This window comes from Neobacillus sp. SuZ13 (genome assembly GCF_030123365.1).
GTDB lineage: Bacteria > Bacillota > Bacilli > Bacillales > Cytobacillaceae > Neobacillus.
Window position 1 is genome coordinate 5,994,980 of the sequence record NZ_CP126107.1, and the last position, 26,725, is coordinate 6,021,704.

A 26,725-nucleotide genomic window follows, 5' to 3' on the forward strand; every position below is an offset into this window, starting at 1 on the left:
TTTAAATTGTTTTTTCGACAAAAAAAAGACCTCAAATATCGGTCTTATGTCATGCATTCAAATCTCTTTTTTTATAAAAAGTGAAGGTAATTACTAATAATAGGGCAGCAACAATTACTGATATAATAAGATATATTGGTTCAAGCCCACTGCCTAACATTAGATTCTTAGCCTCGAAGTATTTAAAGGGGGTTAAATATTTCAATTCATCCATGTTCTCATTCAAATCAATTGCGATTGACAGCATATACGTTAGTAAAAGGATACCCGTTGCTAGTGATGGGGCTGTTTTTGGTTTCTTTTTTACAGCTGCCAGCGCGCTGCCGATAACCAAGAACAAAACTTGTAAAATAAACATGCCCACCTGGGTGAGGACAATTTCACCATTAACGGATTCACCAGCGCTGTTGTATTTCTCAATAAGAGTTATTGATGAAATCAAAGTAACAAGATTAAAAATAACGATATTCGTGAACGCAGCTAACAGTTTTGCCGTAATAATCTTTGTTCTGGAAACTGGCTTAACGAATAAAAACTCCGCTGTTTTGTCACGCTCTTCTTTCGCAATGATTGAAGCCCCGAGCATCACCGCATGAATTGTCGCCATCAATAACAAATATATATACAATAATGAATAGTACCCGCTAATCTTCGATAAATCGACCACACCAAACCCCATGACTGCCTTTAGCGATTTAGGCAAATCAGCAATCAGATCATTGATGGATTGGCCCGATGAGGAATAGGCAGCGTATTTTGCCATTCCTGATGCTACCATGAGGAAGACACCGATGCTCCAGAAGATCAGCGACCTTCGGTACGATTTCAGTTCTTTTACAAATATATTCATAACCTAATCCTCCTTTTCACAGCTATACAGCATGGATATCCTTTTTTAGATAAACAAAATAACTTGCCGTAATTGCCAAGATGATAATAACGGCACCAGCCACTAGAAAGGAAGTTTCATAGCCAGAATGTTTGATGATATAGGCAGTGTCAAAGTATTTAAAAGGTGAAATATAGCGTTTTGCTTCTTCACCCGTCGTGCTGCTAAACATCCCCAAAAAGTAGAACGCGAATACGGTTGTAAGTGAAACGGAAAGGACAGACTTAATCTTAGGAACAATGACCGAGATCATAATTCCTATCGCAAGGAAAATCAACTGAATAAAAAACATGGTAAGTGAGAGCAAAATTAATATTTTTACGCTGAAATCATCTGTCTTGACTTGAAAAACCATGATCATTGTAACCACTAGATAAATAATATTGGTAATGACGATTGAGACAAAGGCTGCGAACAATTTTGATGTTAAAACCTTTGTTCTCGTCACTGGTTTTGTTAACAGAAAATCAGCTGTTTTCTCGCGGACTTCCTTGCTGACAATGCTGGTGCCAAGGTTCATCGCTTGAATCGCCCCGCACAAGGTAATGAATGATAACGGAAAGCAATAGAAGCCTAGAATTGTAAAGAAGTTGCCAAGGTTAAAACCGATCGCATTTCTAATCGCTTCAGGATATCCTTCCATGATCTTTTGAAAGTCCTCTGCATCATTTGCGAAGGCAGGATAAAAGGACATAAACAGTGCGATAATCAGCACTAACGATCCTGTCCAGATGATTGTTGATTTCCGGTACGCCTTCAACTCATGAAAAAATATATTCATAGTTTCCTAGGCCTCCTTTTCATAATAATGCATAAAAATCTCCTCAAGGTCTGGCTCCTCTATCCATAAATTCACGAGTTCAATATCGGCAAGTTTTTTCATGATGGCATTTATATTTCCTTTAAATAAAAAGCTGGTGATGTTGTCTTTGACTTCTAAATTGTTGGTGCCGTTAATGTTGAAATAGTTGGGATCCAGCGGTACTTTCGTTTCTACTTTAAACTTCTTGTAGTTGTTTTCTTGTAACGTACTAATCTTTTCAACGGTTACAATTTTACCTTCTTTAATGATCGCCACCCGGTTACATAAACGCTGCACTTCGCTGAGGATGTGCGATGAAAAGAGAATGGTTGCCCCTTTTTTATTTTCTTCTTCTAAAAGTTCAAAGAATTTCTGCTGCATCAGCGGGTCAAGACCGCTTGTTGGTTCGTCGAGAATAATTAACTTTGGTTCATGGAGCAGCCCTTGAACAATTCCGACCTTCTTTTTATTTCCTAAGGAAAGGTCATCAATTTTTTTATTAAGATCCAGGTCCATAATCGCAGCCAATTCTTTGATTCTCTTACTGCAATCTTTTTTATAAAAACTAGCTGAATATTTTAATAGATCCTTTACCTTCATATTGTCATAGTAAAAAACTTCAGAAGGTAAATAACCGATTTCCTTTTTAATTTCCGGTGCAAATTGAACAGTGTCTTTGCCAAAGATGGTTGCACTGCCGCTTGTTGGGTAAATCAGCGACAAAAGGGTCCGAATGGTAGTTGATTTTCCTGCACCGTTTGGCCCGATGAACCCAAAAATTTCGCCTTCCTCAACATGAAAGCTAATGTCAGTGATCCCTCTTGACTTACCATAGGTCTTGGTTAGATGGTTAATTTCAATTACATTCATCGTGACAGCCTCCTAATGTTCGTTGGTATTTAACCTCAAGTGTTTATTTATAAAAACACTTAATCATGACCTCAAAATACGCTTCTGCTTCGGCTTGGATTGTTCGATAATCAATCTCATGGCCGGGGGACAACTTTGCTTTTTCCATCGCTTCATCACTCATTTTTTCAAATGTCCAACTGATCATTTTTATGATTTTCGTGAGGTCAACATCGTCCCTAAACTTCGAATAATCAATTCCTTCATACGCTTTTTCAATATTGATATGCGTCAGTTCTGACTTCTTTTTATCAAATTCAACCTTTATTTCAGGCGATTCCTCCATAAATACCTCTTGGATGAACTTGAAGATATCTGGATAAGTTGAGAGCATCTCCATTTTGACGATAATGGCTTGACGCATTCGTATAAAGAAATCTGTCTCTTGAAGATTAATTTTCTTGTAAAATTCGTCGACGACCAGTTCGTAGCAGTAATCAAAGGCAAATAAGAACAGTTGCTTCTTGTTTTGAAAATAATGAAACAGCAGTCCCTTGGAAATTCCGGCTTCTTTGACAATTTCATTGGTCGATGCCCGGTCATATCCTTTCTCGGCAAATTCCTTAATGGCAGCATTTATAATTCGGTCTTGTTTTTCTTTATCTAAGTTGAGAAACTTCGAAAACATGGCCGCGGCCCTCCCTCTTTTGTTATTGACCACATCAGTCAACCACATTGTACTCCCGTTGACCCATATGGTCAATAGTGGTCAAGTTATATTTTTTACAAAAATATGAAATGGCTAGTTGATTTATAGTATGGCCTGCGGGGATATGCTACAGATGCAGGGTGAAGGTACTATTTTACAGAGGTGATGGACAAGATTCAAAAACGTGTAACCGCTCTCTCATAGTGATATGATATTCATGAATTCAACTCAATAACGAGGAGTGTAGTGGAATTGAAGAACGAACTCATTGAAAGATTTACTTCCTATGTTAAAGTGGACACCCAGTCCAATGAAAACAACGAAACTTGTCCATCCACCGAGGGTCAGTGGACACTAGCCCGGATGCTTGTCGAAGAATTGCAAGCAATTGGAATGCAAGAAGTCACGATCGACGAGAATGCATACGTGATGGCGACCTTACCGTCAAACACAGACAAAGAAGTTCCAACGATTGGCTTCCTTGCCCATGTCGACACAGCCACTGATTTTACAGGCAAGAACGTAAACCCGCAAATTGTTGAAAACTATGATGGGAACGAAATTGTCTTAAACGAGGCACTTAAAGTCATAATGTCACCGAAGGACTTCCCCAGCCTTCCTGACTATAAAGGACATACCCTAATCACAACGGATGGTACAACGCTACTGGGTGCAGATAACAAAGCCGGCATCACCGAAATCATGACTGCCATGGCTTATCTGTTGAATCATCCGGAAATTAAACACGGTAAGGTCCGCGTTGCGTTCACTCCAGATGAAGAAATCGGCAGGGGACCACATAAGTTTGACGTTGCGGCCTTCAATGCCAAGTATGCTTATACCGTTGATGGCGGTCCACTCGGAGAATTAGAATACGAAAGCTTTAACGCGGCTGCTGCAAAAGTCACCATCAAAGGCAACAACATTCATCCAGGTTCCGCAAAAGACAAAATGGTCAACTCGATGAAAATTGCGATGGAATTACATAGCAAGCTCCCAGCACAGGAAGCACCAGAACATACCGAAGGATACGAAGGCTTCTTCCATCTGTTAGCCTTCAATGGTGATGTGGAACTTACCAAGCTTCACTACATTATCAGAGACCATGATATGGACAGCTTCAAGGCGCGCAAGACGTTAATTGAAAGCATCGCGGGTGAACTAAATGCCAAATACGGCAGTGACACTATCCAACTCGAGCTCAATGATCAATATTACAACATGGGTGAAAAAATTAAACCAGTCATGGAAATTGTCGACATTGCACATGAAGCAATGGTGAGCCTTGGCATTACACCAATTGTTAAACCAATTCGCGGCGGCACTGATGGATCTCAGCTTTCCTATATGGGTCTGCCGACACCAAATATCTTTACAGGCGGGGAAAATTTCCACGGCAAATTTGAATTCATTTCCGTGGATAATATGATTAAAGCCACTAACACTGTCATTGAAATCATCAAATTAACTGAACAAAAAGCATAACTAAAAAAGCTCGCTTTGACTAATCAAAGTGAGCATTTTTTCATAAAAGCAGTGCTGCTGCACATTGTTGAAGACTTGACACTGTTTCTTCAAGCTGGGTATATAGCTGCTCAACCGACCATTTTCCGCCATTTCCTGCTAAATCTTTTTGAATCAATAATAGCATCCAAATCGAAAACACAGCTGCCACTAAAAAATACTCCTTAAAAAACAAAGCCCGGTCATACTCAAACGTCACCTGATTAAGGTACGTTTCCAGGATCGTCTCCCGCAATGAACTAGTTATTTTTTTTGGAAAAAGGGGATGGGACATATCAATCAGATGGTATAGGTCCCAGTGTGGTGAATTTAGATGGGCGTGCTCCCAGTCTAAAACCTTCAACTTGTTGCCAGCAACCGCATAATTTCCGGTATGTAAATCACCGTGGGTCAGCACTTGAAGCTTTGACAGCTGCCAATCGCTTAATTTATCAAAAATATCATCAACAAATTTTCGCTCCATGTTCAAAGAAGACAGTAAACGATATACTTCATCCTTCTTAACAATAACCTCAGAAACAATCTCCTCTATTCTCGGCTTCAGCCCCTTATTGGGGAGAACTCCCAATTGCTCAACCGGGAGGGAATGCCACCATGCAGCCCACTTTATGACTTCTAATACAATATCCTCGTTAAATTCATGTGAGAGCTGACCAAGGTCCTCAAGAATCATCCAGTTAAGTTCGGTACATTTATCTATGGAGTAAGCAATAATTTTTGGAAAGATTGCTGGAAAATGGGGGAGAATATGTTCATAAACCCAGACCTCTTTGCCTAATTGACCATTATTTGTTAGTGGTTTAAAAATATAGCTTGTTTCTGGAGTCAGATAAAATCTTTCCACAAATCTTCCATTCATCCCTTTATAGAGGATTTCCTTTTTTAAAATTAACTTTTCATTTAATGCTCCGTTGGCCTGAACAAGATTGTTAGGCAGCTCCATTGACACACCACCAAACCTATTAATAGTTTCATAGATTTATTTTTCCTAATAATATTGGTAATCTTTATGCACATCATGTAAAAAGCATTACTGAATATTTTCAAACAGCTTGGTCAAAATAACAGTGGTTCGATTTTTCAAGGAGGTTAGACGGATGGATAATCGTGACACACATGAATTTGTAGAACAACTGCATGAAAAGCAGGCAAAAGATCAAAAAAATAAGCAACGGCAAGCGACTAGTCAAAAAAGCCAAAGGATGCCGAATAAACAGCATTAATAAGAAAAGCGGAAGCGCCCTGGTCAGCGGCGTATGGCCTCCTCGAATGAGCTAACGCTCTTTCTTCGTGCGATGCTTATGCTGCCGAAGTCTTCCTTGTGGAGCGCTCCAACTGAGATAAAGGAAACACGAAGAGCTGGAAGCGATTCGATGTTGACTTATCGTAGGTCGGAGAGCGAAGGTCACTAGCCGCTAAGGTGCTGGAGTTAGACAGTAATCTAAGTTCTAAAACTTATATTTTCTTATCATTGAACAAAAGGGACAGCCTCACGATACTGTGAGGCTGGCCCTTTTAAATTACTTATTCATGTTAGCAAGAAAACCACCAAGTAAGTCGTCGATATCCGGCTCCACTTCGTTTTCCTTTTCTTCAAGTAAAGGCTGCTTTTCTTTTGCATCTTCCCAGTCAAACTCACTGAGGTCGTCATCCATATCACTTAAATCGATAGGGGTGGGTGGAACCTCTTTACCAGCAGCAATCTGCAGATAACTGTCATCTTTTTGAAGTTTCTCGGGAAATACCTCTTCTTGAAGATACAAAGCTTCATCGATATCAATTGAATGACTGTTTAATGAAGCAAGCAGTGAGGTCGAACGAACTGGATCAGAAATCAGCTGATAAAGAATACTCCCCAGCAAAGCTTCTGAATGCTCATGCTTTAACCAATTTCGCTGGGCTTTCGTTAACTTCTGGGGGAGGGGAATCGTAATGGTCTCCTTTTCCCGCGAAACAGAACTACTTACACCTTGCATCACAAACTCGGCAATTTTACTGGAAAAATTCCTTCGTTCTGTATCCTTCAACCTTTGTAAATGCTTTAAGATATGGTCAGGTGTATCAGAGGGGATGCGAAAGGATATCGCTTGTCCCCGCTGAACCTCATTTGAGGCTGGTTTTTTCATATATAATCACCTTATTTAGCTTTTACAGGTTCAACTCTAGGCGCTGTTTGTTTTTCTGACTTTCGAACAAAGTCCATGATTAGTTTATAATAAGCATTGGCCATCATCCAAATACTTTCTTTCCCATCTTCAAAGAAATCAATATTATAACCATCTAAATTGTTATTCAACGTTTTAATATATTCCTTTAAGACGTTGGCTCCGCCACCGACAAAGTAGCAAATTTCCGTTTGCGAGTTTCTCTGCCAAACATTACGTAACAAACGATATTGCTTTTTAGCTAAATCAAGCAGGATTCGGTCGGTAATATCATGAACACTTGTCCGGCTTCCCTTTACCATAATATGGTTGCGGTCACTTGTCTTCGTGATAATCTCAACCACATCACGGCGGCTATCGAGTTCAACTCCGTGCTTTGTTCTAATCTCTTCGCGAATAGCTTCTAATGATTCTGAAACCCCTAGATTAAACCCTTGGGCTTTATCATCATCAACATTACGATTTTTGATGACGGCGATATCTGTTGATAATCCACCGATATCTTGAATTAAGATACGCTTATCAATAAGATCTTTATTGATAATTTTTCCGCTGTTATCCAAAACAAGATTGATAAATGCAGCGAAACCTTCAGGATATACTTTTACTTCATCAAATTTAATATTTACTTTCAATCCTTGGTACTTTGGAGTGACAAGGAATTCAACTTGATGGACTGAACCAACTAATTTAGAGCGGTAGCCAGCATCCTTTCCTTCTTTTACTTCACGAAGGGGAAGACCTGTTCCTAAAGTATAATTAGCATCAATTATATTTTTGGTGCGTGGAAAAGCATTTGAGTTATTTTCCTTTACTGCATCCAAAGCTAATGTAGCAAAAAGCATAATTAATGTTTGGTCTTCCTCAGACTTGCTGCTGCCAGGATCTAGCTCAGTGGCATTAATACTTTTCGTAGCTAAATTACCAATACGATAAATTCCGTTGTTTTCTTTTAAAGCAGGGGAGTGGACTTTGATGTGAATTCCATCTAATGGATTTTTATTATCAAGTTCTTCAATTCCAATAACAGGTCGATCTTCTGTATCCCTAGCAATAATATTAGGAATATTTAATTCATATTCTAATTCTCCGAAAATGGCTTTAATAGAGTCATTCCCAACATCAATAGCTGCAACTCTGGATTTAGTCATTAATATCATTCCTTTTCAATTTTTAGATTTATTTTTAATAGTGGGTATGTAATTCTAGTTCCTTCTTTAAGGTTATAGAAGATTAATAGATTCTTCAAGATTTCTCAGCAAAAAAAAATATAACTGTAAAGTTGTAAACAACATGTAAACTTCAGTGCGGTGTATACATTTTTGTAAACAACGATGACAAATCCGTATACAAGGTTCTATCTTGCCATGTGTACACATTTGTTTACATGTAAACTATTTTGTAAACAAAAAGTATACAAATTGTAAACAAGTACACAAAAATGTATACTTGCGATAATCCCCATGACTGATTCTCCATTTTAATCATTGTATTTCTAAGTAAAAAAGCACCAATCAAAATTTAACTTTAACTACTCAGTTTTAGGACATAGTGCGCTGACCTACACTCAACGAGCTTGCAAACTATACTATCTATCCCAAGATATAGGCTGTATTGAACTTAAGTGTGGATTTCCGTTCCAATCAACATCTATACAAATTCAAAAATGACCTTTGCCACGACCTAGATAAAAGTAAATTAATTTCAACCACAACTTGATTATTTTGTCCTTACTATAAGTTTGTACCTTTCCTTAAATAAATTCGAACTAATTTAATCATAAACATCATCTTTTTCGAGAAGATTCCCCACTGATTGTTGAAGAGGGGAGCCAAGTGTTCTTTCTACCCTCATTATCATAAAGAAAGATCATCTTACACCTATCTCAGAGCTGACCTGAGAATTTTCATGAAACAAGAGATCAAAGAATAACATTCCTCATTCCGCTATCCAACCTGCTGCACAACAATGACATAATCAAGCTTTTGTATACAATGATGACAGATCTGAATTCATGGCGTGATTACAAGATGTGTACAGGTTTGTCTACATGTAAACGAATTTGTAAATACCAAGCATACAAAACGTAAACAGGTATACAAATCCGTAGACATGTCTGCAAGGATGTATACTACTAGCATCATAACTCCTCTCGTAACCACAAACCTATAATTTTAAGTCCTTATCCTTCTCGCAAAAAAAACACACCATCGAAGGTGCGCACAATCATCAAAAGATAGGGAAGGCATAGTTCCCTACCTCTATTCATGGAGCTGGCAACCATGTCTTCACGAACATAGAGGTAATACCATTTCTACCTGTAATTCAACCAGCAGGTCACGACTGATTCATGACTGTATAATTTGTCCTTTTCTGCTAATAAATTCGGCTCATCAGATTCTATATCTTCATTATTGTCGAGATATCCCACTGATTATTGTTAACGAGCTCCTGCGTATTTTTCATCACGCCATGATCATTAAGGAGATACCATCTGCCCTCAGAGTTAACCCAACCCACTGGTTTTCATCACGAACGTGCTATCAAATAATCCCATTCTTCACATCAGCTAACTAAATAGTACCGCTGTTAATAAGATAATTGTAAACAATGATTACAAATATGTATACATAGTGCCATTACTATATGTGTACGAGTTCGTATACATGTTTACGCTTTTGTAAACATCAAGTACACATAATGTAAACATGTACACAAAAATGTAAACTTACCTTTTTTATGAAATCTACCAAAATTAATCATATCTATTCAGCACTATTAACAGAATATAAATGATTAGCTTTAATTTCCTTCCTCCCCTACTAAAAACAAAAAGGTAAAATTTATTAATCAATTTGTAAAATATAAGATAGAATTTATTAACTAATAGCAATAGTTCAGACATTATCACTAATTTTGTCGTAATTACTATTGGAGTCATAAAGCTGTTGTTTCCACTCGCTATCAAATGCATAATGCTGGCCATAAGGTATCAAATTACGGATTAAAATTCCGTGAAGTTGGTGAAAGTGCGGTTGGTACAGTTGACAAGGTTTTAATCTTCAAATAATCTAACATAAAACCTACCTTCAGAGGGTTCTGAGGGTAGGTTTTTGCTTGTCTAGATCCGTTTGGATACTCCAAGGTCCATGACAAAAAAGCGCCTTCATAGAGGCGCTTTATGGTATCTATTAATCTATAAGGCATTTTATCCTATCAACCATAATTACCCTTCACTCATCGCACTGGCAACCATATCCTCACTAACGTAGAGGTAATACCATTTTTCCTTGTAATTCAACCAACCGGTCACGACTGACTCATGACTGTTTAGTTTATACTTTTCTGTTAGTAAATTTGACCAGCCTGCTTCAGTATCATCATTTTTGTCGAGATAATCCCACTGACTATTGTTAACAAGTTCCTGTGTATTTTTCATGACACCCTGATCATTAAGGAAATACCATCTGCCTTCAGAGTTAATCCAACCTGTTTTCATCAGCCCTGAATCATCGAGATAGTACCATTTTCCCCCTTCAGCCAGCCAGCCTGTTTTCATTGCACCGCTGTTATCGAGATAATACCGATTCGCTTCGAACGATAACCAGCCTGTTTGCAGAACCCCTTTATTGTCCAGATAATATTTTTGTCCGCTGTCAGCAATCCAGCCCTTTCTCATCACACCCGTTTGATCAAGATAGTACTTCTTACCGCCTTTTTCGAGCCAGCCTGTTTTCATGACACCTTTTTTATTTAGATAATATTTCTGCCCATTCTGGGTAAGCCAGCCGGTCTGCATTACCCCTTCGTCATTAAAGAAGTATCTTTTTCCGTTGATTGATTGCCAGCCAGTTTTTACATCACCATCCACATAATAATACTTGTTCCCGCTTAATTCTACCCAACCGTTACCATATCCGTTCGCTTTTGCAATTGAATCAAAGCTGCTATCCGTATGGGTGATAATAACTAATGTATATTTTTTAACGTGACTATAAAGCCAGCGTACTTCTGAATTATGCATCCGAACGCATCCTGAACTTGCATAGGTGCCAATTGAATTTTCATTGGCATTTCCATGAATCGCATAGGTTGTACCATAGGTCCCTCTTGCTTCTAATCCCATCCAGCGATTACCTAAAGGGTTCCGTGGATCTCCTCCAGGAATTTTCAATTTATAATAGGGCCGATTAACGATTTTAGTAACAATTCTAAATGTGCCTTCTGGAGTAAGTGACCTGGTTCGACCTGTAGCCACACTAAATGTTTTAACTAGTTTTCCACTATCGTAAAAGGCAAGAGTGTTAGTCTTTTTATTAATAATAATTAACTGTGAACCGCCACTAGCATCTGCTTGACTAGTAAATAGGAATATACTAAACAGCAAGACAAAAATAATAGATAGTTTCTTCATCGTAATCTCCCCAATTATGTAATTATTACTATTAAAAATAACATAGGTAACCGGAATATTTTGTCAAATAATAAGAGGAAAAGTAATCCTACTTTCCTGTTTTTAAAGAAATTTAATTTGAAAATATCACTCTTTTCGACAACTTTCTCACCAAGATGAAATATGAAATTCTTCTCTATCTGGTGTCAGGCACCAGAAGGACTTGAAAAAACGATGGCAGTTGGGTATGGTAAAAATACAATTCTCCATATAGGGTGTGTATCATGCGTATTAATAAGTTTATTAGCGAGTCTGGGAAGGCATCTAGAAGAGGCGCGGATAAGTTAGTTAGTGAAGGAAAGGTTACGATTAATGGGCAAGTGGCGGTAATGGGCAGCCAGGTGGAGCCGGGGGATGATGTTCGAATCAACGGGAGCCAGATTAGGGTTGCTCATAATTATGTCTATATCGCCTTAAATAAACCTGTTGGAATTACGAGTACAACAGAAAGACATATCAAAGGAAATATCATTGATTTAGTCAATCATCCCTTACGAATCTTCCATATTGGACGATTGGATAAGGATTCGGACGGCCTCATTCTTCTAACGAACGATGGCGATATTGTTAACGAAATCTTACGTGCTGAAAATAAGCATGAAAAGGAATATATCGTCACTGTCGATAAACCAATCACTCCAGAATTTTTAAAGAAGATGGCAGCTGGTGTGGAAATTCTCGATACAAAGACACTGCCATGTAAAGTAACCCAGATGTCTAAATATGTATTTCAAATCATCTTAACACAAGGGTTAAACCGCCAAATCCGCCGTATGTGCTCAGCGCTTGGCTATGGGGTTGTCCGTCTGCAGCGGACAAGGATTATGAACATTCATTTAGGCAACTTGCCGATTGGTCAATGGCGCGACTTGTCGAAAAAAGAAAAGAATCAATTATTTGCTGACTTAAACTATCAACCTAAAGAATGGTAAGGAAGAATCGGATCACCAGAGGTGGGTCATTTGGAAATAGGAGCAAAAATTCGTGCAATACGAAATCGCAAGAAAATCACCATTGCGCAAATGTGTGAAGGGACAGGGCTGTCCAAAGGATTTATCAGCAATGTCGAAAACAATAACACCTCCCCTTCGATTAGCACACTGCAAACAATCGCAACCTTTCTTGGGGTTCCTTTACCCTATTTATTATTAGAAAAAAAAGAGCATATGCGTGTTGTTAGAAAAAATGAGCGGACTCATTCTACTTTTAACCACTTGAAAATCGAACATTTAACCTCTAAAGGAGGATTAAGAATGATGCTTGTCGAATTTCCTGTGGGTGCTTCGATGGGTGAATTAAATGCTCATGAAGGGGAAGAATGCCACTTGGTGCTAGAGGGAAAAGTCCTAGCTGAACAAGGCGAAGATTCCATGATTATTGAAGAAGGAGATTCCTTCAGCTGGAACGCAAGTGTACCTCATTTTGTTAAAAATATCGGTGACGGCAAGGCAGTTGTCCTCATTTCAATTTATTCTGATAGTGAACTAAGAGATATTTTTTAATTTATCCCACAAAGGGCTGACAAGGAGGGCCGACAGCAGCTTTCAATATGTCAGCCTTTATTTATGCTCCTACTTTGTTTTCAAATCATGAATTACATCCCGTGCAGCCCTCTCACCAGTCTCGACTGCACCATTTAAATATCCTGGATACAGGATTGATGTGTGCTCACCAGCAAAAAAGATATTGCCTTCCCGTTCTCCTAAAATTCCGGCAAATTTCGTATACTGGCCTACCTTCCAATATGAATAAGCCCCTTTACTCCACTGATTACTAAGCCAATGGTCGATCGTGGCTAACCCGTTCCACTTATTAACACTTCCTGGCAATACAGGCTCTAGCTTGTCCAGAAAGCTAATCGTCGCCTCTTTTAGCTTCTCATCTGTAACAGCAAACAGCTGAGCCGCCGTTTCACCTCCAGTATAATTAACAAGAATTCCGGATTTACCTCGTTGTGCCCGTGATGATTCAAATGTCTGCTGATAACCTGTATCCGCAAATGTTTCACCATTATTTCCAAGCTCATTCCAAAACCGATTGATAAATTGAACATGCAGCTTTGTATTTATACCCATTCCTAGTTCTTCAATCGCAGCCTCCTTTAACGGACAAAATCTTGCATTCTGATAATCTATTGTTCTTAAAATACTAAAAGGGATTGCGAGAATGACTTTGTCAGCTAAAACTTCCCATTCACCTTCTTTATTCCGAAAAACGAGCCTTATATTCTCTGAATTGTCTTGGTCGATCTTTATCAGTTCGGAATTAAAGTTTATTTGTTCTTGAAGATTTTTTGCCAATAAAGCAGGAATTTGATCATTGCCTCCTCTAATATGAAGACTTTCATCTGAATCACCGTACATTAGAAAGTTCTCTTTTTCCGCAAATCCTAATAAATAAAGAAGATTTAGTGCACTCAGCACATGGGCGTCTGCTCCAAATTCAATCGAATAGGCAACAGCTAATAGTTTACCGAACCTAGACCCGATGCCTCCTGGTACCGTTTCATTGATATAGTCAACAAGAGACATATGATCGATCTCAAAGCCTCGCTGGGTATAACGATTATAAAGGGTCGTTTCACCTACTTCTTGAAGATCTTTTTTTAGTTTGGGGAGGATTGTTATAAAGTCATTGGTGACTTCCTGAAAGGAATAAGGGCGTTGATCAAAAAAATAAAATGGCTCGGTATTGAAGGATTCCGACATGATTAAATGATCTAATTCTAAGTCTAGTTCCTTTGCAAGTTCTTGAATCTCCTTATGGCAAGTATCAATTAATTCCCCGCCACGCTCGACAATTTGTTCGTCCTGGAAGTAACCTCTCCTCGTCCAACAACGTCCTCCTACCCGTTCAGAAGCCTCATAAATTGTTGCTGTGATTCCAGCTTGTTTAAGCCGATATGCACACGTAAGGCCGGCCAAACCTGCCCCCACAATGACAATCTTTGAATTTATCTGCTGACTTTTAACCTTTGTCGGGGTATTCTGCGTATTTTGTATTTGATTGTGATCTAATGTATTAGCTTGTCCCGTAGATAATTTGTTCTCCATTTCAGTATCTGCCAACACAAATGATTTCTGCAGTATACTAGCTAATGGTGTTCGTGCCAAGAAAAACCAACTCCTTTGTGCAAAATAAAACCATGCGAAAAGATTGATGAACTATCGCGGGATAGTAGTTATCAATAAAATATGCATGTCGGTTAAATTTGCCTGAGACAAGCAGCCAGTTCCTTGATTTAAATTTATTTTAATTAATAACGATAGAATTCTTTGAGATATCCTTCTCGTGTGTCAAAATATTTATGAATGAATGTGGTGATCATGCCGGTAGAAATTATCCAATAAATCGACATCAATCACCAAGTTTCACAAATTGGAGGGAAAAATGATGAGGACAATGAAACTCGGAAGCAGTGCGTTAGAGGTGCCAGTCGTAGCTGTTGGTTGTATGCGTATTAACTCGCTCGAGAAAAACGAGGCGGAGCGTTTTGTTCAATCTGCCTTAGAAGAAGGAGCAAACTTCTTTGACCATGCTGATATTTATGGCAGCGGCACATGCGAGGAAATTTTCGCAGATGCGATCCACATGAATGCAGATATTCGTGAAAAAATCATTCTGCAATCTAAATGCGGGATTCGAAAGGGAATGTTTGATTTTTCAAAAGAATATATTTTGGAATCTGTCGATGGGATTTTAAAAAGGCTGAAAACCGAATATCTCGACGTTCTGCTCTTGCACCGCCCGGATGCACTTGTCGAGCCTGAGGAAGTGGCGGAGGCCTTTGATATTCTTGAAACTTCGGGAAAGGTTCGCCATTTTGGCGTTTCCAACCAAAACCCGATGCAGATTCAACTCCTAAAGAAGTTTGTGAAGCAGCCACTTGTAGCTAACCAGCTGCAATTAAGTATCACCAACGCCACGATGATCTCAACCGGAATTAATGTCAACATGGAGAATGATTCTGCTGTTAACCGAGATGGAAGTGTACTCGATTATTGCCGTTTGAACGATATCACTATCCAACCATGGTCGCCGTTCCAATACGGGTTTTTTGAAGGGGTATTCCTTGGAAGCGAAAAGTTTCCGGAGTTGAATCAGCAGATAGATGATATTGCCGCTACATATGGAGTCAGCAATACTACCATCGCAATTGCCTGGCTTTTACGTCATCCAGCCCATATGCAGCCAGTAATCGGGACAATGAATATCGATAGATTAAAGGATTGCTGCAAAGCGTCGGATATTCAACTGACTCGTGAGGAATGGTATCGTATTTACCGGGCAGCCGGCAATATTCTTCCGTAAAGAAACTCCAAATTGGGAAGAAAATTAGCTTTTCAAGATAAAAAATAGTGGTAGTAATGGTATATACTGTAAATTTTTTGATAAAAAATCTGAAGTATGTAACATTATTGTAATAAGGAGAAGTTAAGCCCAGCATTTGCCACTGCTGGGCTTATTACTATGAAGAGTTGTAAAATACCCATGTTTTCAGATTATTAAATAAACTCAGAAATACTATCGCAATATACTTGCCACAGATGTAAAGAGATTAACATACCCCTGTTCTTTGTTTCAGAAAATTCTATGTTACTATTTAGAAAACTTAGCAACCAAAGAACATGGAGGGTAAAAGAATGCTTAAAAGAATACTATCAATTTTAGCAGTTGCTGTACTCTCAGTAACTGTAAGTGCTAATGTACAAGCTGCAACAATAACAGTCCAAAAAGGGGATACCCTTTGGGAACTATCACGTACAAATAATACATCTTTAGAAAATATACAAAAGTTGAACGATCTGACTTCGGATCTTATTCACCCTGGGGATGTTTTAACCATTGCACCAGAAAAACATTATGCTGTTAAAAGAGGTGACTCATTATGGGAGATAGCCAGGGATTATCAAGTAACTGTTCTGCAACTTAAAGAATGGAACAATTTAACTACCGATCTCATCCATCCTGGATTAAATCTATTAATCTATGAAGGTTTAAATACTGCTACTACTACTACAGATATTACTACTACAACTACTGTTGTGACAGAAAGAACAGTTAAGCAGACAGTACATAAAGAATCTGTCAAGCAAGCTGCCCAAGCACCAAAGAAAAGTGAACCTAAGGTGGAAGCTGCGTCAACGAAAAATGAAAATTCAAAGAAAATAACAGTGAAAGCTACAGCTTACACAGCTTCATGTGAGGGATGTTCTGGTACTACCGCTACTGGCATAAACCTAAAGGCAAACCCAGATAAGAAAGTAATTGCCGTTGACCCATCAGTTATACCTCTTGGAAGTAAGGTATATGTAGAAGGCTATGGAGAAGCAATCGCTGGAGATACTGGCGGAGCTATTAAAGGAAACCGAATTGATGTCTTTATTCCTTCAGAAGAGGATGCCATTGATTTTGGCGTAAAACAATTGAAGGTAACCATAATAAACTAATCTGCTTAATAAATGCCACCCCTTTATTTATCAAGGGGTGGCATTTTAGGATATTCTTTTAAAACCTTATGGCGAACATAATCCAGGTGTAAAAACATTTGATGAAATGCCTCAAAAGGATCTCTTTTTTCCAGTGCTTGATAAATAGCCGTATGATGTTGAATGGTTCGTTCTGGTTCGCGAAATTTTATCTCACTATTGATTTTGACAAGAGTAACGATTAATGTATCAATCATTCCTTCGACAATCGGATTATTGGCACTTAAGGCAATGATCCGATGAAATTCAAGGTCTGCCTCACTATAGTTACTATCTTTATTGTTGGCAATCTCATCAATTGTTTGTTTCAATCTTTTGAGTTCTTCGTCACTGATTTTTTCAGCCGCCATCGTTATTAATCCTAATTCTAAGGCCATTCGGGCTTCTACCAATGCCTGCAGATTATCGTGTGCTAGGGATAGCATGATGGAAAAGGGATGACTGCTTATTTTATTATTAAAAAAAGTACCTTCCCGCGTTTTTCGGTGAATAACGCCCAATGATTCGAGAGAACTAAGTGCCTCCCGTAACACAGGGCGGCTGACATTAAGTATTTCCATTAATTCCATTTCTGTAGGAAGTTTCTCTCCCGGCTTCATCTGACCACTAACCAATAGTTGGATAATATTTTCGACTACCTGCTTGGATAAAGTATTGCGGTTTACTGAATCTACTTTTATTTTTTTAGGAGTTTCGTCCATCGTTAGGCCCCTTGTGTTACCATTTTTGTAAGCCTATTATAATCTATTTATATCCCTTTTCACCAGCGATTACAAAAAACGCTGCCGTATATTAGCAGCGTTCAGTTCACTATAATTTCAATACACGGCATACATTTTCCGCCGCAAAAGCTAAGTTTTCTTCCCCGCATTCAAGTGCTTCCTCTAATGTAGTCACACCTTTTAAGATCCCAATAATGGCAGTAAATCCGTTGTCGTAAAGGGATTCTACTCCATTGCCAATTCGACCAGCAAACGCGATCACCGGAACAGAATATTTTTCAGCGATTGCAGCAACGCCATAAGGTGTTTTACCAAACAAAGTCTGGCCATCAATGCTGCCTTCTCCTGTAAAAACGTAGTCTGCTTCCTTGACTTGCTCCTCGAGGCCGGTATACTCAATGACTAGATCAATTCCTTTTTTAAGATGGGCATTTAAAAAAGCCAATAACCCCGCACCAAGTCCGCCTGCGGCTCCAGCACCATCCAAATGGGCAATATCTTCACCTAATTGTGTTTTAATCACATCAGCAAAATGTGCTAAATTTTGGTCAAGAATTCTTACCATTTCCGTAGTGGCTCCTTTTTGGGGACCAAAAATAGCTGATGCTCCATTGTCGCCAATTAATGGATTAGTGACATCACAGGCAACATCCATTTGCACGGTTTTGATCCGTTTATCTAATCCGCTCATGTCAATGGAATGTAGTCGATGTAACGCTCCACCGCCAAACGGCAGTTCATTTTCATCTTGATCCTTAAATGAAACTCCCAGTGCCTGCAGCATTCCTGCTCCGCCATCATTGGTGGCACTTCCGCCAATTCCAATCAGGAACCGCCTTACACCTTTGTCTAAAGCATGTTTAATTAATTGACCCGTTCCATAGGTTGTTGTCAGTAACGGGTTTCTTTCTTTTGGTGTGATTAATTCAAGACCACTTGCACTGGCCATCTCAATCACGGCCGTTTGTCCTTCGCCTAAAAGGCCATATTCCGCAATCACTTTTTCTCCTAATGGACCAATGACTTCTGTCTTTATGATTTCTCCGTTCGTCATACTCACGAGGGACTCTACTGTTCCTTCTCCGCCGTCAGCCATTGGAACGATCACACATTCCGCATGAGGAAATACTGCTTTTACCCCTTTTTCCATTGCAAGGGCAGCTTTCTTTGCCGTCATACTTTCCTTAAATGAATCGGGAGCTAGTACAAACTTCATAACAATCTGTCCTTTACATTTAATAAATTTTGATGTTTTGAAAAGAGAAGGGTGACTAAGAAGTCACCCTATTTAAAGAATTGTCTAGCTACAGCGCCTAGGGACTCGGGTCATAAGCCAATCCGTCAAGAAGGCTAAAGAACAGCCTTCTCGCCGGCTCGTCTTATGCCTGTCGTCCCTGATCAAGGCGCTTCCGCTTTTTTAGCGAACAAGGCAAGGACGTTTGTTATCAAATTTCCAGCCAGGGATGTAGAACTGCATACCGACTGAGTCGTCACGAGAGTTAAGTCCCATATTATTGTATACTTCATGCGCCTTCAAGATTTGGTCCATATCTACTTCAACACCTAAACCAGGCTTATCTGGAATCGCTAAGTGCCCATCCACGATTTGGAATGGATCCTTCGTTAAACGCTCAATTCCTTCCTGCCAAATCCAGTGTGTATCGATTGCTGTAATTTCACCAGGAGCTGCCGCAGCCACATGCGTAAACATCGCAAGTGATATATCAAAGTGGTTATTGGAGTGAGATCCCCAAGTTAGTCCCCAATCATTACACATTTGTGCTACACGCACAGAACCTTGCATCGTCCAGAAATGAGGGTCAGCAAGCGGGATATCAACTGATTGCAGTGAAATTGTGTGGCCCATTTGACGCCAGTCCGTCGCGATCATATTCGTTGCAGTAGGAAGACCTGTTTGTCTTCTGAACTCCGCCATAACTTCACGGCCTGAGTAACCATTTTCCGCACCGCATGGATCTTCTGCATAGGTTAGAATACCATGCATATCCTTACAAAGCTCAACCGCTTCTTTCAATGACCAAGCACCGTTTGGATCAAGAGTAATTCTAGCATCAGGGAATCTTTCTTTTAGTGCTTTAATCGCTTTGATTTCTTCTTTTCCTTCCAAAACGCCGCCTTTAAGCTTAAAGTCTTTAAAGCCATAAAGCGCTTGTGATGCTTCGGCTAGACGTACAACTGCTTCAGGGGTTAACGCTTCTTCATGGCGGATTCGGTACCATTCTACTTCAGAATCCGGATTGCCGTAATAAGGTAAATCAGTCCGGTTACGGTCGCCAATATAGAACAAGTATCCAAGTGTTTTTACTTTATCACGCTGCTGGCCTTCACCAAGAAGAGCGGCAACAGGAACATTTAAATGCATTCCTAATAAATCAAGCAGGGCAGCCTCAATCGCAGTAACGGCGTGAATCGTAATACGTAGGTCAAATGTTTGTAAACCGCGGCCTGCAGAATCACGGCCAGCAAATTCTTTTCTTACTTTATTTAAGATATTATTATAGTTACCAATTGATGAGCCGACTACAATAGCTCTTGCATCTTCAAGCGTTTTACGGATGCCTTCGCCGCCTGGAACTTCACCAACACCGACATTACCATTGCTGTCCTTTAAAATCACAATGTTCCTAGTAAAATAGGCACCGTGTGCGCCGCTAAGATTTAATAACATACTGTCACGGCCGGCAACAGGATATACTTCCATTTCTGTAACAACTGGAGTAGCATTTATCACTTTCTCAACTGTTTTCATGGGGATATCTCCAATCAAAATGATTTAGTTTTTGGCTGTGTTAAACTTATCTGTTGATTGCAGCGAAAATCAACAAATAAATTTAACACAGCCTCGTTTTTAAAAGGAAAGAACGCAGAATTCTAATATGCTGCGTTCTCTATAGTATTTTTCCAATGAATTATCGTGAAATTTCGACATTCGCTAATTTTTCATAGTATTTTAAGAGACTGCTGTGGTCATCGAATTCATGACCGTCTACTTTCAACTGATACATCATTTCAAGAACTGCTGCAGTTAATGGAGCTGGAGCGCCGAACTCATGGCTAGTTTCCATCGCATTTGTTAAGTCTTTAATGTGTAAGTTGATACGGAAACCTGGGTTGAAGTTACGGTCTAACATCATTGGTGCTTTTGCATCTAAAACAGTACTTCCAGCTAGACCACCACGGATGGCTTGATAGACAGCTTCTGGATTTACACCAGCTTTTTGCGCTAGCACAAATGCTTCAGACACTGCCGCAATGTTTAAAGCAACGATGACTTGGTTTGCAAGCTTTGTTACGTTACCTGCACCGATTTCACCCACGTGGACAACTGATCCAGCCATGGCTGCTAAAACCTCTTGCACTTCTTCAAATACTTCTTTCTTACCGCCAACCATAACAGAAATCGTACCATCAATTGCCTTTGGCTCTCCGCCGCTAACAGGAGCATCTAGCATTTCCACGCCCTTTTCAATTAATGCACGATATACTTCTTGAGAAGCAGCCGGTGCGATGGAACTCATGTCAATATAGATTAATCCGTCACGTGCACCTTCGATTAGTCCATTTTCTCCTAAAGCAACAGCTTTTACGTTTGGAGAGTTTGGAAGCATAGTAATCACGATATCTGCTTTTCCAGCGATTGCTTTTGGAGTTGTTTCTACTTCTGCACCTAATTGTTCAAGTTCTTTTACAGCATCTTTATTAAAATCACTAACGATTAACTGATAACCAGCTTTGATCAAGTTTTTACTCATAGGCTTACCCATAATTCCTAGTCCAATAAATCCAATTTTCTTCATTTCTACTTCACTCCTACAGTTTTTTTATTAAAAAGAAGTTATTATCCTACAAACATATTCAAAAGTAACACACCGATTAAACCAATGATGGCAAGTGCGGTTGTATAAGTTGTTCTTATTTTTATTGCTTGAGGTACCGATAAATTGAGGTATTCCTTAAACATCCAGAATCCTGGATCGGTTACGTGAGAGAAAGCAATACTTCCGCATGTAACGGCAAGTGTCATTAATTCCATGCTAATTCCTGATGCTTGAGCAATAGGAAGTACTACCCCAGAAGCTGTCATAACGGCAACTGTTGCAGAACCAAGGGCAATACGTAAGAGAGCAGCGATGATCCAAGCAAGCACGATTGGAGACATGTTCCAATCAGCTGTGATATCCTTGATATAATCGGCAATTCCACCATCAACAAGTACTTGCTTAAATGCTCCGCCTGCACCAATAACCAAAATGATCATTGCCATTGGCTTAACCGCATTAGAACAAGACTGCATCACATCTTTTAGCGGACGGCCAATTCTTGGTCCTAATAGCCACATAGAGATTAAGAGAGCAATTAATAAGGCCATTTCAGATGAACCGAAGAAATCCATTGCGTGCCTAAAACTGTTTCCTTCTGGTAAAAATACAGTTGAAAAAGCATCAATAGCCATAAGGATTACTGGAATAAGAGCAACAAAAATACTTGATCCAAAGGATGGCATTTCTTCTTCTTTAAACGTTTTGTTCGTAACAATCCCTTCAGGAATGGCTGGATTAATTTTCTTAATAAATGGTAATCTAGTCCAAGTAAGGGCGATGAAAGTAGCCGCAGGTATAGCAATGATTAAACCGTATAAAAGAGTCAATCCCATGTCGGCATGGAAGACGCCAGCAACTGCTGCTGGTCCAGGGTGAGGTGGAAGAAAACTGTGACAGGTTGATAACCCAATTGACATTGGTAAAGCAACCCATAATAGATTTAATTTTGTTTGACGAGCAATAACAAATACTAGTGGAATTAATAAGACAAACGCTACTTCAAAGAACATCGTTATACCAAGCACAAATGCAGCAATTAATATTGAAATTTGAATCCTTTTAATTCCCATCTTGTCTACTAAACTAGTGGCAATACGTTGTGCGGCTCCCGCATCAGCCATAACCGTTCCAAGCATAGCACCGATCCCAACAATAAGCGCCGTGCCGCCCAGTTGGCCTCCAAGGCCATCACCAATGGTTTCCCAAATTTGATCCAATGGCATTCCCACGAGGAGACCAACAAATATAGAACTCAAGAGAAGGGCTATAAACCCGTTCATTTTTAGCGGAATCATTAAAACTAGTAAAAGGACAACTGCTAAGGCAACATACAATAATGGCATGTTATTTCTTCCTTCCCTTAGGAAATTAATAAATTTGGTAGAGTTCTAAATCTTTTAAAACATTTTCTAAGATTGTCTTGCTTTCTGGATTCATCTCTGCAGCAGGTGCAAATGCATACCCCACATCAATTCCTACCATTCTTAAACCTTCTTTTAACACAACAGGGAATGTTGCTTTGTCCACAGCTAAACGTAATGGGGCAAGTTTAAACTGCAATTCTAGTGATTTTTGATAGTCGCCAGCCACAAATGCATTGTAAATATCTGCCACTAATTTAGGAGCAATATTTCCTGTGCTTGCGATCGCACCAGTGGCACCATGACATAAACCTGCATAAATGAGCGTGTCGCGTCCGAGTAATATGGAAAAAGATTCACGAGGAGTCACTCGTAAGTACTCAGCAGTTTTCGTCATATCACCGCTTGAGTCTTTAATTCCAATAATGTTGTCAACCTTACTAAGTTCTTCACACGTTTTCACATCAATTTTCACTTGGGTACGTGCTTCATTTCCATACAAAATAACGGGAAGGTTGGTTGACTTGGCAATCGCTTTAAAGTGCTCCGCTAACTCCGTTTGGGTTGGTGACATAAAGTATGGAGTAAGGACAGATAGTGCTGATACACCGCCAATTTCTTCAACCATTTGAGCAGTTTGGATACAGTCTCTCGTAGTAATCTCACTGGCTCCACAATAAACTGGAACTCTGCCAGCTGTATGATCGACTGTGACTTCTACAACCCGGCGCTTTTGCTCTGGTGTTAACCCGTAAATTTCACCGCTGCTCCCTAGAATGAATAAACCGTGAACACCGCCTGCGATTGTGTAATCAATTACTTTTCTTAAAGAATCTTCCATCAAGTTACCATTTCGATCTAAAGGTGTGACTAATGCGGGAATGACCCCTTTTGGCTTAAACATTGATTTAACTCCTCCTCGCTCTTCATTTTTTACAAATTTCCTGAAACTCCATTAAGCTTGTCAAAATTGTGAACTACTTCACATAGTTTATTTTTGAAAAAGATTATTATTTTGATTAGTACTATTTCTAACTTAGTAATCTAATAATAACCTCTTGGAGTAAGCTTTTATGCGAAGGTTGTTACAAATAATAGACATGTGTAATGGAGTACATTTAAAGATTAACTGACTTTATGTTTATTTGTGAATTTCTTCACATGTCTATTGTAAACGGCTTCGGTGTAAATATCTTCATTCAATTTGCTGAAGTATATCTATACTTTTTTAGGCAAATGAACAAGAGGATTATGGTTTTATAAATGTTTAAAATTGTCAAGATAGCTCATGTGACCGTTTTATTACAATAAATCAAACATATTTTAAACCTTTTTTCATTTCTAGTAACCGTTTACATTTTTATTGTATAATTGTCTTACAAATAAATCAATCATTCAAATTACTAAGAAACCTTATTATTTTTTAGGCAAACTTACAAATCATTTAGAAAACCTTTATTCCTAGAGGAGGAACTGCATATGAAGATAAATAGAGCTCTCGCCCAGGAGATTGCGGATAAAGTAATGATGGTTATTCCTTATAATGTAAACATCATGGATGCAGTGGGGATGATTATTGGAAGTGGGAACGCCAATCGAATCGGCACTTTTCATCAAGGGGCCATCTCAGCCGTTAAACGTGGTACGATTGTCTCCATTTATGATTCAGAAGGCTCATCCAAGCCAGGTGTTAATATCCCATTCCATTTCAAGCAGGAAATAATCGGGGTAATTGGAATTAGCGGTGAACCTACGATTGTCGAACCTTTTGCTGAGTTAGTCCGCGTTACGGCGGAACTATTAATTAACCAGGAATTTTTGTTTAGAGAACGCAGAATACAAGAGCAAATGAAGGAAGAGTTTTTATATCAGTGGGTATTTCGATTGGATGAATATGATGCAGCTTTTATCAATAATGGGGAGGCTATTGGCATCAATCTTAAATTGGAAAGAAAGGCCATTATCGTGAAGGGAGAGACGATAAAAGAACCATATTTAAAAGAACAGGAATTTACATTCAAACTGAATAAATCTAATGTTTTATTCATTGTGCCAACTGATAGTGATCTCTTAAAGCGATTAGAACCGATGATTACCCAGCAGAGTACTAAAATTGGAATCAGTGATAGCAGTACGCATGTAGCAAAATCCGTGCATGAGGCAAAGCGAGCAATCGATATCGCAGAAAAACTAGGAATGCCCTCCACTTGCTGCTATTATCAGGAGCTAAAGTTTATTGATTATTTGACCAATAAAGATCAGTCGTTTAGCGAAATTAGTCATTTTTTTCAGGAGCTTGAGATTACTCCTAAAGGCCAAGAGCTTATTGACACACTTCTTTGCTATATAAAAAACAGTGGGGATATGAATGCCATATCTAAAGAACTTCATATCCATCGGAACAGTTTAGCTTATCGTTTACAGAGGATTGAAATTTTGACAAACAAAAATCCTAAAAAATTCACAGATTTATTTCAACTCTATACTGGTTATGTTATTTATAAAATGCAGGATTCAGAGTAAAAGTTGTTTTTGCATAAAAAATCAGCCTATGAAGGCTGATTTTTTTTGAATCTATATTTCAACCAATATATGAAATAATGACAATTCCAATAAGAGCAAAGATTGATAGATGGAGTCCATTCGCGCGCAGTCCCGTTTGAACACCTGAAATTCCTGAAAAACGGCTGACCATTAAATTCAAACCTGAGAATGGACTTAATGCCGTCGAGATTGACCAGACAAGTAACAGAAGTAACGCAAGGCCTATATTACTCATCCCTAATTCGGCCGCATTTAATTGCATGGCTAGGGCGCCCACTGCAGCAATCTGGTGAATTCCAATATAAGTGATACATAAGACAATCAGCATTACAGCCAAAGCAAATAAGATAAATGATTGGTGCGCCAATTGGCTGAGGAAGGAACTAACTCCATTGGCAGCACTGGTTCCTTTCAAAGCAAAGGCTAGCATGCCGGCACTCATAAATAACATAATTTCATTATTCAGCATGGGTACTGTTCGATCGCGAAAATCGATAATTGGCGGAATCAGCTGTTTCCAGCCTTTAGTCACAACCCCAAATACGACGGGAATAAGGATGGACACCAGGCAGACAATAACAATCATCGACCAATGGGTCAATATCTCAATGACCAAACAAGAAACCATCAGGATGATCACAAATAATACTAACTTAATCAGCTGATTACGATGTGATTTTTCTAATGGTATCACCGGCGCCAGCTCATCTGCAAGAGGATGTGCTTTTTCCCAGAAGGCAAACAAAATATTCCCAACCAATAAGGACAGTAGGGATAAGCCGATTCCATAAGCAATATAGTCTTTATACGAAATATTTAAATAAAGAAGGACGAGTGACACAGACCCAAAATACGGTGACCACAAGATCGCCGTGGTAAATCCTACATGATAGCTTTTCGCAGACATGAGGGAAGGAAGCTTTATTTCTTCCAAAAATTCATGAATGATTCGAACGGAACCTAAGTTTAGGATGGGTGCTAATAAAAAAAGCGTACCAGTTATTCCCGCGTACAGCCTTTTTGGCTGGTGCAATAGATTACGTAATAGAACTGCGATGGACTCAAAATAACCACCTAACCTTAATGGGATGGATAATAACGGTGCCAAGGTCAAAAGGCATAGCAATGGCAGAATTAAAAAGATCCCATCACTTATTCCTTCTACACCGGTCCCTTTTTCCCATTCAATCACTAATCCAGCCGTCATCATAAAAATACCGAGCCAGCGTGGAAAGAGGTTTGCCTTAAAGGCACTGCTGATAAAAGCGGCTAAAGAAAGCCCGACTACCACAAATTGAAGCCATTCAAGCCCTAAGAAATACTGTATTAAAAATAATACACACATCCCCAAAATGAGATAACTCCGCATATAAACC

General features: G+C 39.1%; 23 protein-coding genes. 7 read left to right on the plus strand and 16 right to left on the minus strand.

Annotated features, from left to right (window positions below; genetic code table 11):
- Positions 1-49: 49 nt before the first annotated feature.
- From QNH17_RS29415 to QNH17_RS29430, 4 genes are read right to left on the minus strand one after another with little or no spacing between them, the layout of a single operon-like run.
- Positions 50-850 carry a DUF2705 family protein gene (locus tag QNH17_RS29415; RefSeq protein ID WP_283876808.1) on the minus strand — a complete coding sequence of 267 codons (801 nt, stop codon included), beginning with the start codon at positions 848-850 and terminating at the stop codon, positions 50-52.
- 22 nt (positions 851-872) lie between these two features.
- Positions 873-1,670, minus strand: coding sequence for an ABC transporter permease subunit (locus tag QNH17_RS29420; protein WP_283876809.1), 798 nt, complete (start codon positions 1,668-1,670; stop codon positions 873-875).
- 6 nt (positions 1,671-1,676) lie between these two features.
- Complete coding sequence (locus QNH17_RS29425; protein ID WP_283876810.1) at positions 1,677-2,561, minus strand: ABC transporter ATP-binding protein; 885 nt, start codon at positions 2,559-2,561, stop codon at positions 1,677-1,679.
- A gap of 43 nt (positions 2,562-2,604) precedes the next feature.
- Positions 2,605-3,228 carry a TetR/AcrR family transcriptional regulator gene (locus QNH17_RS29430; protein ID WP_283876811.1) on the minus strand — a complete coding sequence of 208 codons (624 nt, stop codon included), beginning with the start codon at positions 3,226-3,228 and terminating at the stop codon, positions 2,605-2,607.
- Positions 3,229-3,501: 273 nt separating this feature from the next.
- Here QNH17_RS29430 and pepT point away from each other — a divergent pair, with 273 nt between their 5' ends.
- The gene (pepT, locus tag QNH17_RS29435) at positions 3,502-4,734 is read left to right on the plus strand and encodes a peptidase T (RefSeq protein WP_283876812.1); all 1,233 of its coding nucleotides are present in this window, start codon (positions 3,502-3,504) and stop codon (positions 4,732-4,734) included.
- 40 nt (positions 4,735-4,774) lie between these two features.
- Here pepT and QNH17_RS29440 read toward each other — a convergent pair whose 3' ends face one another.
- Positions 4,775-5,716, minus strand: coding sequence for a phosphotransferase (locus QNH17_RS29440; protein ID WP_283876813.1), 942 nt, complete (start codon positions 5,714-5,716; stop codon positions 4,775-4,777).
- Positions 5,717-5,870: 154 nt separating this feature from the next.
- On the opposite strand from QNH17_RS29440, the gene QNH17_RS29445 reads away from it, so the two are divergent.
- Entirely contained in the window at positions 5,871-5,996 is a 126-nt protein-coding gene (locus QNH17_RS29445; protein WP_144551913.1) for a DUF4023 domain-containing protein, read from the plus strand.
- Positions 5,997-6,293: 297 nt separating this feature from the next.
- Here QNH17_RS29445 and QNH17_RS29450 read toward each other — a convergent pair whose 3' ends face one another.
- From QNH17_RS29450 to QNH17_RS29460, 3 genes are all read right to left on the minus strand, one after another.
- The gene (locus QNH17_RS29450; RefSeq protein ID WP_283876814.1) at positions 6,294-6,899 is read right to left on the minus strand and encodes a hypothetical protein; all 606 of its coding nucleotides are present in this window, start codon (positions 6,897-6,899) and stop codon (positions 6,294-6,296) included.
- Positions 6,900-6,910: 11 nt separating this feature from the next.
- Complete coding sequence (locus QNH17_RS29455) at positions 6,911-8,089, minus strand: ParM/StbA family protein (protein ID WP_283876815.1); 1,179 nt, start codon at positions 8,087-8,089, stop codon at positions 6,911-6,913.
- A gap of 2,075 nt (positions 8,090-10,164) precedes the next feature.
- Positions 10,165-11,352, minus strand: coding sequence for a L,D-transpeptidase family protein (locus QNH17_RS29460; protein ID WP_283876816.1), 1,188 nt, complete (start codon positions 11,350-11,352; stop codon positions 10,165-10,167).
- A 263-nt stretch (positions 11,353-11,615) separates the two neighbouring features.
- Here QNH17_RS29460 and rluF point away from each other — a divergent pair, with 263 nt between their 5' ends.
- Both rluF and QNH17_RS29470 read left to right on the plus strand, forming a co-directional pair.
- On the plus strand, positions 11,616-12,323 hold the full coding sequence (gene rluF / locus QNH17_RS29465; RefSeq protein WP_420491341.1) for a 23S rRNA pseudouridine(2604) synthase RluF: 708 nt from the start codon (positions 11,616-11,618) through the stop codon (positions 12,321-12,323).
- Between the two features lie 30 nt (positions 12,324-12,353).
- Positions 12,354-12,893, plus strand: a complete 540-nt coding sequence (locus QNH17_RS29470) for a helix-turn-helix domain-containing protein (RefSeq protein ID WP_283876818.1) — start codon at positions 12,354-12,356, stop codon at positions 12,891-12,893.
- A gap of 69 nt (positions 12,894-12,962) precedes the next feature.
- Here QNH17_RS29470 and QNH17_RS29475 read toward each other — a convergent pair whose 3' ends face one another.
- Complete coding sequence (locus QNH17_RS29475; RefSeq protein ID WP_283876819.1) at positions 12,963-14,504, minus strand: flavin monoamine oxidase family protein; 1,542 nt, start codon at positions 14,502-14,504, stop codon at positions 12,963-12,965.
- 280 nt (positions 14,505-14,784) lie between these two features.
- Between QNH17_RS29475 and QNH17_RS29480 the strand changes: the two genes are divergently transcribed.
- On the plus strand, positions 14,785-15,702 hold the full coding sequence (locus QNH17_RS29480; protein WP_283876820.1) for an aldo/keto reductase: 918 nt from the start codon (positions 14,785-14,787) through the stop codon (positions 15,700-15,702).
- Between the two features lie 332 nt (positions 15,703-16,034).
- Complete coding sequence (locus QNH17_RS29485) at positions 16,035-16,841, plus strand: 3D domain-containing protein (RefSeq protein WP_283876821.1); 807 nt, start codon at positions 16,035-16,037, stop codon at positions 16,839-16,841.
- A gap of 23 nt (positions 16,842-16,864) precedes the next feature.
- Here QNH17_RS29485 and QNH17_RS29490 read toward each other — a convergent pair whose 3' ends face one another.
- The 6 genes from QNH17_RS29490 to dapA form a co-directional block, all read right to left on the minus strand.
- On the minus strand, positions 16,865-17,581 hold the full coding sequence (locus tag QNH17_RS29490; RefSeq protein WP_283876822.1) for a FadR/GntR family transcriptional regulator: 717 nt from the start codon (positions 17,579-17,581) through the stop codon (positions 16,865-16,867).
- Positions 17,582-17,690: 109 nt separating this feature from the next.
- Positions 17,691-18,818 (minus strand): glycerate kinase, encoded by a 1,128-nt coding sequence (locus tag QNH17_RS29495; RefSeq protein WP_283876823.1) that lies wholly within the window; start codon positions 18,816-18,818, stop codon positions 17,691-17,693.
- Positions 18,819-19,019: 201 nt separating this feature from the next.
- Positions 19,020-20,372 carry a glucarate dehydratase gene (gene gudD, locus QNH17_RS29500; RefSeq protein ID WP_283876824.1) on the minus strand — a complete coding sequence of 451 codons (1,353 nt, stop codon included), beginning with the start codon at positions 20,370-20,372 and terminating at the stop codon, positions 19,020-19,022.
- Between the two features lie 160 nt (positions 20,373-20,532).
- Complete coding sequence (gene garR, locus QNH17_RS29505) at positions 20,533-21,420, minus strand: 2-hydroxy-3-oxopropionate reductase (RefSeq protein ID WP_283876825.1); 888 nt, start codon at positions 21,418-21,420, stop codon at positions 20,533-20,535.
- A 41-nt stretch (positions 21,421-21,461) separates the two neighbouring features.
- Positions 21,462-22,787 (minus strand): gluconate:H+ symporter, encoded by a 1,326-nt coding sequence (locus QNH17_RS29510; RefSeq protein WP_283876826.1) that lies wholly within the window; start codon positions 22,785-22,787, stop codon positions 21,462-21,464.
- 25 nt (positions 22,788-22,812) lie between these two features.
- Positions 22,813-23,709, minus strand: coding sequence for a 4-hydroxy-tetrahydrodipicolinate synthase (gene dapA, locus QNH17_RS29515; RefSeq protein ID WP_283876827.1), 897 nt, complete (start codon positions 23,707-23,709; stop codon positions 22,813-22,815).
- Positions 23,710-24,284: 575 nt separating this feature from the next.
- On the opposite strand from dapA, the gene QNH17_RS29520 reads away from it, so the two are divergent.
- Complete coding sequence (locus QNH17_RS29520; RefSeq protein WP_283876828.1) at positions 24,285-25,328, plus strand: CdaR family transcriptional regulator; 1,044 nt, start codon at positions 24,285-24,287, stop codon at positions 25,326-25,328.
- A gap of 58 nt (positions 25,329-25,386) precedes the next feature.
- On the opposite strand, the gene QNH17_RS29525 is transcribed toward QNH17_RS29520, so the two are convergent.
- Complete coding sequence (locus QNH17_RS29525) at positions 25,387-26,718, minus strand: hypothetical protein (RefSeq protein ID WP_283876829.1); 1,332 nt, start codon at positions 26,716-26,718, stop codon at positions 25,387-25,389.
- Between the last annotated feature and the right edge of the window lie 7 nt (positions 26,719-26,725).